This window comes from Mycobacterium sp. BMJ-28 (genome assembly GCF_054404835.1).
In genome coordinates this window covers 6,027,472-6,039,633 of record NZ_CM136783.1, presented here as the reverse complement: position 1 = coordinate 6,039,633, position 12,162 = coordinate 6,027,472, and the positions used below count along the sequence as shown (strand labels likewise).

Genomic DNA, 12,162 nt, shown 5'->3' with positions numbered 1-12,162 from the left:
GGGGAATCTGCACGGTCAGCCGATGACCGGGAAGCGTCGTTCGGCGGCCAGGGAATCCAACGCCCGCTGCATGACGTGCCGGACGTGTGCGTCCACCTCGTCGATATCCGGGTGCTCGCCGAACTCCTTGTCGATGCGCACCGGCGGCAGCACTTCCATGACGATCTTGGACGGCAGTGGCACATTCATCGGCACCACCGCCGACAACCCGAACGGGAAGCCGAAGGACAGCGGCACGATCTTGGTGCGGGCCAACCGGGCGATCGGGCCGAGCCGCTTGGCCAGCCAGGTGCCGCGGGACAGGTACAGCTGGGTCTCCTGCCCGCCGATCCCGACCATCGGGACGATCGGCACGCCGGCGTTGATCGCCGCGCGCACGTAGCCCTGCCTACCGTCGAAGTCGATCTTGTTTGCCTCGCTGCTCGGACGGTAGACGTCGTAGTCGCCGCCGGGGAACACCACGACCACCCCGCCGGAGCGCAGCGCCTCATCGGCGTTCTCATGGCTGGCGAGGATGAAGCCCGTCTTCTTGAAGAAGTCACCGGTGGGACCGATCATCAACATGGCATGGCTGAGGGTGTACACCGGCCGGCCGTAGCCGAATCTCTCGTAGAAGTCCGCGGCAAAAATGGGCACATCCATGGGAAACATCCCGCCGGAGTGGTTGCACACCACCAGCGCGCCACCGGCCGGGAAGTTCTCCAGCCCGCGGACCTCCGACCGGTGGTAGGTCTTCAGGAACGGCCGCAGCCAACCCATCACCTTCTCGGTGAGGCCGGGGTCGAACTTGGTGATCTCCGTGGGTTCGATATCCGTCGAGCTCATCAGGATCCTCCGCTGCAGCCGATAGAAAATTAGAACGTGTTCTAGTTTTGCACGGACGTCATCCAAGGGTCAAAGACTTGCGGCGCAGATCACCCGTGGTCGTCCATGCTTCACGATAGAGAAATGACAGTGCACCCTGCCGGGTACTTGGCACGAATCGGCTTCGAAAGTTCACCCGTTCCGACACTGGACACCCTGCGCGAGATCGTGGCCGCGCACAATCGGTCCATCCCGTTCGAAAACCTCGACCCGCTGATGGGCATCCCGGTCCATGACCTGAGCGCCGAGGCGCTGACCGCCAAGCTGGTCGGGCGCCGCCGTGGCGGCTACTGCTACGAGAACAACGGCCTGCTGGGCTACGTCCTGGAGGACCTGGGTTATGGCGTGGACCGGTTGGCGGGGCGAGTGGTGTGGATGCGCCCGCCGGACGCGCCGCAGACCGGGGTCACCCACAATGTGCTGGCCGTGACCGTGCCCGGGGAGGACGGCCGATTCCTGGTCGACGTGGGGTTCGGCGGGCAGACGCTGTCCTCACCGATCCGGCTGGCGGCAGGCCCGCCGCAGCAGACCCGCCATGAGCCCTATCGGCTGGTGGACCACCCCGAAGGGTTACAGCTGCAGACCCAGATCGGCGGCGAGTGGCTGCCGCTTTACCAGTTCAGCCTGCGCCCGCAGCCGCTGATCGATCTGAGCATCGGCAGCTGGTACTCCTCGACCTTTCCGGAGGCGGTGTTCGTCGTCGGGCTGTCCGTCGCGCTGGTCACCGACGATGCGCGGTGGAATCTGCGGGGACGAAATCTGGCCATCCACGCCAACGGCGGCACCGAGAAGATCCGGCTGCAGTCCGCCGCCGAGGTGCTCGATCAGCTCACCGGCAGGTTCGGGATCGACCTGTCCGGCCTGGGTGATGTGGAGGCCCGGGTCAGCCAGGTGTTGGACAGCTGATCAGCACATCCCACGGATCGCCGGCCGACAGGACCGACCGGCCCAGGCGTCGCGCGTAGGACGCGGTGCTACCGAACTCGTCGCTCCAGCTTCGGGCACGCATGGTGGCCGACCACAATTGGTGTTCGATGGTGACACCGATGGCGCCGTGTAATTGGTGGGCGATGGTGGTCACCGGCGTGACCGCCCGCCCGACGGCCACCTTGGCCAGCGTCACCGCATAGTCGGCCGGTGGTGACCCGAAGCCGTAATCGGTCACCGCGACCACCGCAAGATCCGTTGCGGCCCTGGCTCGTTCGATCTCACCGGCCATCGCGGCAAGGGAATGCTGGACGGCCTGGAACTTGCTGAGCGGACGGCCGAACTGCACGCGTTGGCAGGTGTGCGCGACGGTGAGTTCCAGGGCTGCGTCGAACGCGCCGACGATCTGGACGCAGCGCGCCCACGCGCCGCGCCGGATCAGCTCATCACCGACGGAGCCGTCCAGTCGCCGCAGGCCGGTGCTGTCGTAACGGATGGTGGCGCGCGGTTCGCCCGCCACGTTGTGCCCGTCGGTGACGTCCGGGTCGTTCACCAGCCCCACCAGGATTCCGTCGGCGACGCGGTCGACCACCAGCACGGTCGCATCCCGGGCCCACGGCACCTCGGTCGCGGTCCCGCCGGTGCCGATCGCCACCGTCAGCGGTCCGCTGTCGGGCACGTCGATCCCGGCTTGGCCGGCCAGCCAGCCGGCCAGCAGATCGGTCTCGGCGATCGGAACGGCCGCGGCGTAGCGGGCCAGCCCGGCCAGCACCACGGCGGATTCGGCGGGGCCGGCATCCTGCTGGGTGGTCAGCCGGCTCAGGCCGGTCTCGTCCAGGTGTTGCCACAGTGCCGCATCGAAAACCTCAGGGAGTCTGCGCTTCCCGAAGTTCTCGTCGTAGGACCGGCGGCCGATGTCGTCCACCAGCTGGCGCAGTTCGTCGCTCATCGCGGTCCTCTGTTCTTCGCGCAGGCGCTCTTCACCGCACCCCCAGGCCGCGTGCGATCACACCGCGCAGCACCTCATTCGTCCCGCCGCGCAGGGTGAACATCGGCGAATGCAGCCGCGCGGTGGCCAGCACGGCCCGCAGCCCACCGGGATCGTCCACCGACTCCAGCAGGTCGGCGCACAGTTCCACCGACTCCTGCTCGAACCGGGTGCCCAGGTCCTTCACCAGGGCGGCGCGGGTGGCTGCGTCGCGTCCGGCGGCCAGGTCGCGGGCCACCGCCACCGACAGCTGGCGCAACGACATGGCCCGGCCCATCAGGTCGCCGACGGCGGCGGCGGTGCGGTCGTCGACATCGGGACCCAGCGCCCGGAGTACCCCGAAGATCAACACCGCGGTCGACAGGATCCGTTCGGGCCCACTGCGTTCGAAGCCGAGCTCGGCGGTCACCTGATGCCAGCCGTCGCCCACCTCGCCCAGCACATCACCGTCGGTGAGTGCCACATCCTCGAACGTGACCTCATTGAAGTGGTGGTGTCCGTCCAGCGTGATGATCGGGCTGATGCTCACGCCCGGCGCGTCCAGCATCACGATGAACTGGCTGAATCCGGCATGCCGGTGTTCGGGGTCCAGCGGGCTGGTGCGGGCCAGCACGATGGCGAAATGCGCGCGATGCCCGCCGCTGGTCCACACCTTCGTCCCGTTGAGCACCCAGCCATCGCCGGTGCGGGTGGCCTTGGTCGCGGTGGCCGCCAGATCCGATCCGGCACCGTGCTCACTCATACCGATCGCCGAATACAACCGGCCCGCCGCGATCTGCGGCAGCAGACGGCGGCGTTGCTCCTGCGAACCGTAGGACAGCAGCGACGGTGCCACCTGACGGTCGGCGAACCAGTGCGCGGCCACCGGAGCTCCCTGACCGAGCAGTTCCTCGGTCACCACGTAGCGGTGCAGGAAGCCACGTCCGTGTCCGCCGTATTCGGCCGGAATCGTCAGCCCCACGTAGCCGGCGTCGGCCAGTCGCGCACTGAAGCCGGCGTCCCAACTGGTCAGCCAGGAATCGATCTCGGGTTGCCAGCCATGGGTGGCCCGGTCAGAGGTGATGAACTGCCGGACCGCAGCCCGGAGCCCGGCCAGATCACCGTCGTTGGCGCACAGCGCATCGAATTCGCTCACTGGCAACGGAGTGTAGCCAACCCGGGTGCGCAGGAAATGTCATGTCGCCGGCCGGGACCGGTGAGCATACTCAGAAAGCGTGACCGCACCTGGACGAGACCGGCTTCGTGAACTGCTCGACGCGGTGGTGGACGAGGGCAATGCGGGCGTGGCGGGCATGGCCCGGGCCAGCTTCGCCTCCGAATTCCACTTCTCCCGGGAAGTCAGCCGGCTGACCGGGGAACCACCGGCGTCCATGCGCCGGCGCATCATGCTGGAACGTGCGGCGTGGCGGCTGCAGCGCGGTCAGGGGGTGGCCGCGGTCGCGGTGGACGAGGGCTGGTCCTCGCCCGAGGTGTTCTCCCGGGCGTTCCGCCGCGCGTTCGGTGTGCCACCGTCGGCGGCGGCCGAGGTCGGCTTCCGGTTGCCGGCCCCCAACGGGATGCACTTCCACCCACCCGCCTCGCTGTGGCTGGACGCCCCGGCCGGTACGGAGGCGCCCGCGGTGTCGGCGTTGATGGTCGCCCATGATGTGGCCGATACCGCCCACCTGATCACCCAAGCCGCTCGATTGACCGACGATCAATGGGCGCAACCGCTTTCGCCGGGCCAGGTGATCCTGCCGTGGGACGGCGAAGAGGACAGCGTGGGGGCGGTGCTCGGCGCGCTGGTGTGGAGCAAAGAGGTGTGGCTGGCCAGTATCGAGGGTTCCGACCTGCCTGAACGCCCCGGTCTGCGTCCCGCCGACGTGCTCGCGGCCGACCATGAAGATGTCGCCCGGCGCTGGACGGCGATGGTGCGTGACCACACCGTGCGCGGAAGTCTTGGCGACACCGTCATCGACGCGTTGTGTGATCCGCCCGAGTCCTTCCAGCTGTACGGAATCATCGCGCACGTGCTGACCTATGCGGCACACCGACGAGAACTGTTGCGTGCCATGCTCTCCCGGCTCGGGGTGAAAGCACGCACCGGTGACCCGTTGGACTGGATGAGAAGAGATTAGGGTGAAAACCGTTTACTACACCGCGTCCAGCCTGGACGGGTTCATCGTCGACGAACACGACAGCCTGGACTGGCTGATCACCCGCGACCATGACGCCGACGGTCCGTTCGGTTACCAGGCGTTCGCCAAATCCGTCGGAGCACTGGTGATGGGGTCGCAGACCTATCAGTGGATCGTGCGTAACCAGCCGGGCGACTGGATGTATGAGCAGCCGACCTGGGTGCTGACCAGCCGGCCGGGCATCGTGGTCGACGGGCATCCGGTCCGGGTGTTCGACGGCGATGTCAGCGCGCTGCACCCGCAACTTGTGGCGGCGGCCCGGGACCGCGATGTCTGGGTGGTCGGTGGCGGGGTGGTGGCCGCCCAGTTCGTCCGGGCCGGGCTGGTGGACGAGATGGTCGTGAGCTACGCCCCGTGCACCCTCGGGGCGGGCGCACCGGTGCTGCCGATGCGTTCGGAATGGCAGCTGACCGAATCCGCCGTCAACGGCGAGTTCATCTGTGCACGTTTGGTTCATCGCCGTAGCTAGCGGCCGGGCACACCGTAAACTCGCACGAATTCCCTTGACTTGATCAGGAATTCGAGCTGTTGGCCTACCTGGTGCAGTGGCTCGCCGTTGCCGGCCGACCGGCACAGCACCACCGCCCCCTCCAAGGCGGCGATGCACATCACGGCCAGCGAGGTGGCGTCGGCGGCGTCGAACCCGTCCTTGCGGAAGGTCTGAGTCAGGGAGGCTCGCCAGCGCGCGAAGATGTCCCCGGCGGCCGCGGCCAAGGCGGAGTCATCCTCGGTGGTGCTGATCGCCGCGGCCATCACCGGACAGCCCGCGGTGTAGGCGCTGCCGGAAAGTACCTGCTCCCAGAATGCGATGAACTGCCGGACCATGGCCATCCCGCCGCGGTCGGATGCGGCATCGATGACCTCGGCGATGGAGTTGCCCGCATAATCGAGCGCCTCGGTCAGCAGCTGGCTGCGGCCCTGCGGAAAGTGGTAGTACACCGAACCGCGCGGTGCGCCACTGCGCGCCAGCACCTCGTCGATGGTCACCCCGGCCGCTCCGCGCTCACGCAGCACGTCGACCGCGGTGACCAACATTGCGCGCCGGGTCGACCCGCGCTTGCGGGTCAGGCTGCCCGCGACGGACGCCACTGCACGTTTCGCGGGTCCAGGCGTGCTCGAACCCGATCGAAGGTACGGCGGGGCTCGCCCACCCGGTGCGTGAACCGGTGGCCGGCGACGTTGAGCTCGATGAGCAACATCGGATGCCTCCTATCTATGCCAATGAGCATAAAACGACCTCGGCTCCAAAATCGAGTCCTTTGTCCGATCAAATCCCTGGTGGAGTGTGAATATCAGGTGAACATACTGTCTAGACGGAAAGAGGGAACCGTTCAGGCGGGGAGGCAATTATGGTTTGCTACATAATTAGGACGCCGCCGGGCGGCGACAATTCTTCGTCCAGCACCGACCCGCGCAATTTCACGGGCGGTAGCCGCTGAGGCCGTTAGGCTCGCGATATGGGGCACTATCGGAGCAACGTGCGGGATATCGAATTCAACCTCTTCGAGGTGTACGAGCTCGAAAAGGTCTTGGCCACTGGTGAGTTCGGCGACCTGGATGGGGAGTCGGTCCGGCAGATGCTGGATGAGGCTGCCCGGCTGGCCGAAGGTCCGCTGGCCGAGGCGTTCGCCGAGACCGACCGTCACCCGCCGACCTTCGACCCGGACACGCACGTGGTCAGCATTCCCGAACCGTTCAAGAAATCCTTGCGGGCGTGGCATGCCGGCGAATGGTTCCGGATCGGCATGGAAGAAGGCATCGGCGGTATCCCCGGACCGGCCATGCTGTCCTGGGCGGTCAGCGAGTTCGCCCTGGGCGCCCAGCCTGCGGCCTTCATGTACCTCGCCGGGCCCGTGTTGGCGAACATCCTCTACAAGCTGGGCAATGAGCATCAGCGCGGCTGGGCTGTGCAGGCGATCGAACGGAGCTGGGGCGCCACCATGGTGCTCACCGAGCCCGACGCCGGCTCCGACGTGGGCGCCGGCCGGACCAAGGCCGTCCAGCAGGACGACGGCACCTGGCACCTGGACGGGGTCAAACGGTTCATCACCAACGGCGACGTCGATGACATGTTCGAGAACATCCTGCACATGGTGCTGGCCCGCCCCGTTGGCGCGGGGCCGGGCACCAAAGGCTTGTCGTTGTTCGTCGTGCCCAAGTTCTTCCCCGATGCGCAGACGGGTGCGCCGGGGGAACGCAACGGCGTGTTCGTGACCGGCCTCGAGCACAAGATGGGCCTGAAGGCGTCCGCGACCTGTGAGTTGACGTTCGGCCAGCACGGGGTGCCTGCGGTCGGCTGGCTGGTCGGTGACACCCACAGCGGTATCGCGCAGATGTTCAAGATCATCGAGTACGCCCGAATGATGGTGGGCACCAAAGCGATATCCACGTTGTCCACCGGATATCTGAACGCGCTGGACTACGCCAAGACCCGAATCCAGGGCGCCGACATGACCGACATGTCGAACAAGACCGCGCCGCGGGTGACCATCATCCATCACCCCGACGTGCGCCGGGCGTTGCTCACGCAGAAGTCCTACGCCGAGGGGCTGCGGGCGCTGTACCTGTTCACCGCCGCGCACCAGGACCCGGCCGCGGCGTCCATCGTCTCGGGTGCCGACGAGGCGATGGCAGAACGGGTCAACGACCTGTTGCTGCCGATCGTCAAAGGCGTCGGCTCCGAACGGGCCTACCAGTGTCTGACCGAATCTCTGCAGACCTTCGGTGGGTCCGGCTTCCTGCAGGACTACCCGATCGAGCAGTACATCCGCGACGCCAAGATCGACTCGCTCTACGAAGGCACCACCGCCATCCAGGCGCAGGACTTCTTCTTCCGCAAGATCGCCCGTGACCAGGGCGGAGCGCTATCCCATGTGGTCGGTCGCATGCAGGCGTTCCTGGACCGGGACACCGCCCGCCCCGAACTGGCCGCCGGTCGCGCGGCGCTGCGCGCGGCGCTGGAGAACGTGACGGCGATGGTCACCGCGATGACCGGGTATCTGATGGGCTCGCAACAGAATTCGCAAGAGCTCTATCGGGTGGGGCTGTCCTCGGTGCCTTTCCTGCTGGCCGTCGGCGACCTGGTGATCGGGTGGTTGCTGCTGGAGCACGCCGAGATCGCCTATGGCGCCGTGGATGACGCCGCCGATCGTGATCACGATTTCTATCTCGGCAAGATCGGCGCGGCGGACTTCTTCGCCCGCCACGTGCTGCCGCGGCTGGCCTCGGACCGGGCGCTCATCGAGACGATGGAGCTGGGCCCGATGGAGTTGCCCGAGGGGGCGTTTTAAGAGTTTCCGGCGTCCGGAGTGCCTCGCAGTGCCACCCACTATTGGGTGCACGGCAACATTGCGATGGGGGTGGAGATCGTGTCTGAGCCGCTGCGGGTGGATCCCGACGAGTTGGGTGTGGCCGCCGGGCAGCTGGAGGGACAGGCTGGTTCCGTCATTGCTGATCACGAGGCTGCGCACGACAAGGCTGCCGGTGTGGTGGGGCGTCCCGGTGCTCGGACTGTACTGAGTTGGTCATCCATCCGCCGGCGTATGCACAACGAATTCATGCGGCCTGGGCCGATTACAGTTCACCCATGGTGATCTCCAAGGTCATGGTTGGGACGCTGGCGACGGCAGTCCTGCTGGCGGCGTGTGCGAACGAGAACAATGGTGCCGCAACATCACCCAGCGCCACGACCGTCGCGACGTCACCCTCGCCCGTGCTCCCCGGTGTGCCCGCGTTCCTGCCGCAGCCCCCGGCCACTCGAGGGCAGCTTGATCTCATCGGTTACCTGACCGCCCCGGGGCCCGACGGCACGACCGTCGCCACGGTGTACTTCCACGCACCGGCGGTCACTGCGCAGATTCCGCCCGGAATGACCAGCCCGCCCTGCGATATCGCGCCCCGCGTCACGGGCACCGACACCGACCACGTCACCGTGGACGTCGACCTGACGTTCTCGGCGGGCTCGACCGCCGCCAACCGGATCATGGCCGACTGCTGGACCGGCGATGCGCACCAACCGGTCGTGCGCTCCTACGTGGTGGGCCCGGTGCGGGCCACCGCAAAGCTGTTCACCGGGACTCCGGCGCCGGGCATTCCGCTGCCCAGACTGACCGAACCGCCGCGCTAACCAGCGCTGTCATGGCTGCGACGACGCCGTGCGTGTTGTTCGGGACGGATGTGCGGCAATGGCCTGTGCGGTATGGCCGATCCAGAGGAAGAGCAGCAGCGGGATACCCCAGACGGTCAGGAAGCCCTGTAGTGAGACGGGGCCGGTCGGTGCGATGACCGCGGCGAGTAAGGCAACGTGCGCGGCGGCGGCGATGGCCGCGAGGTGTGCCGTCGAACGGCGCAGCACCCGATAACGATAAACCGCAATTGCGAAGCAGCCCAACGCCACTGCGGTCGGCACACCTGACATCGCGAGCAGCCCCATCGTAGCGTCGTAGAGAAGGGCGGTCACCTCGGCGCTGTGCGGCCGGTACAACATCAGGTTGAACGCGGTGAATCCGCTGAGGATCAGGGTCACCAGGCCGACGAGGCCGAGGCCGAAGCCCGTGGGCAACGTGGATGCCGTGGGCAGTCGCTGGCGCAGATGGGTCCAGACCGCGGCACCGAAGATGAGCCAGAGTCCGACGCCGATCGTATAGAGCACCTGGGTGGCCACCAGCCGATCGTGGTGGGCGCCGGCCCAGAGTGCGATGTCGGCACCGGCGGTGCCGGTCTGCGGCATGGCCCAGATGGGATAGACGGGGATGGCGGCCGCCGGGACGAGGACGCCCAGTGTGCCGGCCCACCGTGCCGCGCGTGCCGCCCCGCGATTTTGTTCGGTAGCCGTCCTGCGATCGACATCCATCGCCGTCCCCTCGCACTCGTTCCATCGGACAGATACTTACCATTGGTAAGACTGCAGCATGCGGCCGAACTTATCAATGGTCAGATGGGCCAGTAGGCTGCGCTCCCATGGCTACCGACCCGGCGAAGCGTTACCACCACGGCCAGCTGGTGCGGGCCGGCATCGATGGAGCAGTGCAAGAAGTGGAGACCGTCGGAGTCGCCGCGGTGAGCATGCGTCGCATCGCACGCCGTGCCGGGGTGTCACACGCCGCGCTGGCCTACACGTTCGGTGACAAGGCAGGCATCTTCACCGCGGTGGCCGGCGAGGGATTCCGGCTCGCGGCCCAGATGATCGGTTCCGCCGCGGACGGTCCCGATGGATTCGTGCGCGGGGGCCAGAGCTATATCGAGTTCGCGTTGAGCCACCGGGGCTACTTCGAGGTGATGTTCCGCCCCAACCTCTATCGCGGGGACGACGCCGAGCTGGTCGAAGCGAAGGCCGCGGCCTTCGGGGTGCTCTACGGCACCGCCCGGGCCAGCCTGCAGGCAGGCAATCCGAAAACCGTCACCGACGAGGAGGTGCGCGGTCTGGTGTTGGCAGGGTGGTCCGCCTCGCACGGATTTGCCACCCTCGCGTTGACCGCGAACCTCTCCGAACATCTCGATACCGATACCGAAACCCTTGCCGCACAAATACTTCACGGCATGATCACCATGGGGGAGCTGGCGCAGCGTGCGATTTCCCGGCCTCGGCCGACTTCCGGTGACGGCTAGCTGCGGTTGAGCGGATTCGCCGGTATACGAAAAGGCCTGCGTCCGAAACCACTTCGGACGCAGGCCTTTCCGCTGTTCGCCGAGTTTTACTCCGGGGTGTAGCCGAACGGCAGCAGCACGCTCTTGGCCTGGGTGTAGGCCTCGATGCCCTCCGGGCCGTTCTCCCGGCCGATACCCGAGTTCTTGTATCCGCCGAACGGTGCGCCCGGGTCGAAGGCGTACATGTTCACCGCGTAGGTACCGGTGCGGATCTGCGACGCGATCTCGATGGCCTTGGCGAAGTCGGTGGTGTACACGCTGCCGGCCAGCCCGTAGGGCGAGTCGTTGGCGATCCGGACCGCGTCCTCCTCGGTGTCGTAGGCGATGACCGCGAGCACCGGCCCGAAGATCTCCTCCTGAGCGATGGTCATCGAGTTGTCCACGTCGGCGAATACCGTCGGCTGTACGAACCAGCCCGAATCCAGGCCCTCGGGGCGCCCGCCCCCCGCGACGATCCGCGCGCCCTCCTCGACACCCTTCTTGATGTAGCCCTCGACCCGCTCGCGCTGCTTCTCACTGATCAGCGGCCCGATCATGGCGGCCGGATCATCGGGCAGACCGACCTGCATGGCACCGACGGCGGCGGCGAGTTTTTCGACGACCTCGTCGTAGCGTGACCGCGGCGCCAAGATGCGGGTCTGGCCCACGCAGGCCTGCCCGCAGTTCATCAGGCCGGAGAACACCAGCATCGGCAGGGTGGAGTCCAGGTCGGCGTCTTCCAGGATGATCGCCGCGGACTTGCCGCCGAGCTCCAGCGTGCACGGCTTCAGCTTCTCGGCGGCGATCTTGCCGATCTCCTTGCCCACGGCGCTGGACCCGGTGAAGGTGAACTTGTCCAGATCGTTGCTGTTGGTCAGCGCGCGCCCGGTCTCGGGGCCGCCGGGCACCACCGACAGCACGCCCTCGGGCAGGCCGGCCTCGGCGAACACCTCGGCGAACAGGTTGGTGGTCAGCGGAGTCTCGGCGGCCGGCTTGAGCACCACGGCGCAGCCCGCCAGTAGGGCCGGCCCCAGCTTGTTACAGGCCAGAAAGAACGGGACATTCCAGGCGATCACCGCGCCGACCACCCCGATCGGCTCCTTGACCACCAGGGTCTGGCCGTAGATGCCGTCGCGGATGTCCTTCCACGCGAACTTGTCGGCGGCACCGGCGTAGTACTGCAGCCCGGACACGCCCGCACCGAACTGCATCATGTCGATGATGGTCGGCGGTTGACCGGTTTCCAGCTTGAGCAGCTCCTTGAACTCGTCGGCCCGCTCGTTGACCAGTTCCACCGCCCTGGCGAGCACCGCCTGGCGCTCCTCGGGCGCCAGCCGCGGCCACGGGCCCTCGTCGAAAGCCTTGCGGGCGGCCGCGACGGCGGCGTTCACGTCGGCCTCGGCGGCCAGCGGAACTTGACCGACCTTCTGTCCGGTGGCGGGGGAGAAAACCTCGATGATCTCCGAGGTCGACGGTTCGACCCACTGGCCGCCGATGAACAGCTTGTCCCAGTCGGTGCGGGCCGCGGTGGAAGTGCTCTGTGTCATGGCCGTCACATTACCCAGTTCTCGGCGAAACGAG

At 67.1% G+C, this 12,162-nt stretch carries 12 protein-coding genes; 6 read left to right on the top strand and 6 right to left on the bottom strand.

Annotated features, from left to right (window positions below; all coding sequences use genetic code 11):
* Positions 1 to 15: 15 nt before the first annotated feature.
* Complete coding sequence (locus ACXPWS_RS29855) at positions 16 to 825, bottom strand: 1-acyl-sn-glycerol-3-phosphate acyltransferase (protein ID WP_458710108.1); 810 nt, start codon at positions 823 to 825, stop codon at positions 16 to 18.
* A gap of 123 nt (positions 826 to 948) precedes the next feature.
* Between ACXPWS_RS29855 and ACXPWS_RS29850 the strand changes: the two genes are divergently transcribed.
* On the top strand, positions 949 to 1,770 hold the full coding sequence (locus tag ACXPWS_RS29850) for an arylamine N-acetyltransferase family protein (protein WP_458710107.1): 822 nt from the start codon (positions 949 to 951) through the stop codon (positions 1,768 to 1,770).
* Here ACXPWS_RS29850 and ACXPWS_RS29845 read toward each other — a convergent pair.
* Complete coding sequence (locus ACXPWS_RS29845; RefSeq protein WP_458710106.1) at positions 1,748 to 2,740, bottom strand: acyl-CoA dehydrogenase family protein; 993 nt, start codon at positions 2,738 to 2,740, stop codon at positions 1,748 to 1,750. The genes ACXPWS_RS29850 and ACXPWS_RS29845 overlap by 23 nt on opposite strands.
* A 31-nt stretch (positions 2,741 to 2,771) precedes the next feature.
* The gene (locus ACXPWS_RS29840; protein ID WP_458710105.1) at positions 2,772 to 3,914 is read right to left on the bottom strand and encodes an acyl-CoA dehydrogenase family protein; all 1,143 of its coding nucleotides are present in this window, start codon (positions 3,912 to 3,914) and stop codon (positions 2,772 to 2,774) included.
* A 79-nt stretch (positions 3,915 to 3,993) separates the two neighbouring features.
* Between ACXPWS_RS29840 and ACXPWS_RS29835 the strand changes: the two genes are divergently transcribed.
* Together ACXPWS_RS29835 and ACXPWS_RS29830 are read left to right on the top strand one after the other, a co-directional pair.
* Positions 3,994 to 4,896 carry a helix-turn-helix domain-containing protein gene (locus ACXPWS_RS29835; protein WP_458710104.1) on the top strand — a complete coding sequence of 301 codons (903 nt, stop codon included), beginning with the start codon at positions 3,994 to 3,996 and terminating at the stop codon, positions 4,894 to 4,896.
* Between the two features lies 1 nt (position 4,897).
* The gene (locus tag ACXPWS_RS29830) at positions 4,898 to 5,425 is read left to right on the top strand and encodes a dihydrofolate reductase family protein (RefSeq protein WP_458710103.1); all 528 of its coding nucleotides are present in this window, start codon (positions 4,898 to 4,900) and stop codon (positions 5,423 to 5,425) included.
* Here ACXPWS_RS29830 and ACXPWS_RS29825 read toward each other — a convergent pair.
* Positions 5,422 to 5,991 (bottom strand): TetR/AcrR family transcriptional regulator, encoded by a 570-nt coding sequence (locus ACXPWS_RS29825; protein WP_458713746.1) that lies wholly within the window; start codon positions 5,989 to 5,991, stop codon positions 5,422 to 5,424. The genes ACXPWS_RS29830 and ACXPWS_RS29825 overlap by 4 nt on opposite strands.
* A 422-nt stretch (positions 5,992 to 6,413) precedes the next feature.
* Between ACXPWS_RS29825 and ACXPWS_RS29820 the strand changes: the two genes are divergently transcribed.
* Both ACXPWS_RS29820 and ACXPWS_RS29815 read left to right on the top strand, forming a co-directional pair.
* Entirely contained in the window at positions 6,414 to 8,246 is a 1,833-nt protein-coding gene (locus ACXPWS_RS29820; protein WP_458710102.1) for an acyl-CoA dehydrogenase, read from the top strand.
* A 296-nt stretch (positions 8,247 to 8,542) separates the two neighbouring features.
* Entirely contained in the window at positions 8,543 to 9,082 is a 540-nt protein-coding gene (locus ACXPWS_RS29815) for a hypothetical protein (protein ID WP_458710101.1), read from the top strand.
* Positions 9,083 to 9,091: 9 nt separating this feature from the next.
* Here the strand turns inward: ACXPWS_RS29815 and ACXPWS_RS29810 are convergent, their stop codons facing one another.
* Positions 9,092 to 9,808 carry a hypothetical protein gene (locus ACXPWS_RS29810; protein WP_458710100.1) on the bottom strand — a complete coding sequence of 239 codons (717 nt, stop codon included), beginning with the start codon at positions 9,806 to 9,808 and terminating at the stop codon, positions 9,092 to 9,094.
* 107 nt (positions 9,809 to 9,915) lie between these two features.
* Here ACXPWS_RS29810 and ACXPWS_RS29805 point away from each other — a divergent pair, with 107 nt between their 5' ends.
* Complete coding sequence (locus tag ACXPWS_RS29805; RefSeq protein ID WP_458710099.1) at positions 9,916 to 10,563, top strand: TetR/AcrR family transcriptional regulator; 648 nt, start codon at positions 9,916 to 9,918, stop codon at positions 10,561 to 10,563.
* Positions 10,564 to 10,649: 86 nt separating this feature from the next.
* On the opposite strand, the gene ACXPWS_RS29800 is transcribed toward ACXPWS_RS29805, so the two are convergent.
* Positions 10,650 to 12,128: an aldehyde dehydrogenase gene (locus tag ACXPWS_RS29800; RefSeq protein WP_458710098.1), complete on the bottom strand. Its 1,479-nt coding sequence runs from the start codon at positions 12,126 to 12,128 to the stop codon at positions 10,650 to 10,652.
* Positions 12,129 to 12,162 lie beyond the last annotated feature (34 nt).

Excerpts from the sequence above, each read along its gene's own strand:
- ACXPWS_RS29815 (WP_458710101.1), top strand. The coding sequence starts at position 8,543 with ATGGTGATCTCCAAGGTCATGGTTGGGACGCTGGCGACGGCAGTCCTG.
- ACXPWS_RS29810 (WP_458710100.1), bottom strand. The coding sequence starts at position 9,808 with ATGGATGTCGATCGCAGGACGGCTACCGAACAAAATCGCGGGGCGGCA.
- ACXPWS_RS29805 (WP_458710099.1), top strand. The coding sequence starts at position 9,916 with ATGGCTACCGACCCGGCGAAGCGTTACCACCACGGCCAGCTGGTGCGG.
- ACXPWS_RS29855 (WP_458710108.1), bottom strand. The coding sequence starts at position 825 with ATGAGCTCGACGGATATCGAACCCACGGAGATCACCAAGTTCGACCCC.
- ACXPWS_RS29800 (WP_458710098.1), bottom strand. The coding sequence starts at position 12,128 with ATGACACAGAGCACTTCCACCGCGGCCCGCACCGACTGGGACAAGCTG.
- ACXPWS_RS29820 (WP_458710102.1), top strand. The coding sequence starts at position 6,414 with ATGGGGCACTATCGGAGCAACGTGCGGGATATCGAATTCAACCTCTTC.
- ACXPWS_RS29825 (WP_458713746.1), bottom strand. The coding sequence starts at position 5,991 with ATGTTGGTCACCGCGGTCGACGTGCTGCGTGAGCGCGGAGCGGCCGGG.
- ACXPWS_RS29850 (WP_458710107.1), top strand. The coding sequence starts at position 949 with ATGACAGTGCACCCTGCCGGGTACTTGGCACGAATCGGCTTCGAAAGT.
- ACXPWS_RS29845 (WP_458710106.1), bottom strand. The coding sequence starts at position 2,740 with ATGAGCGACGAACTGCGCCAGCTGGTGGACGACATCGGCCGCCGGTCC.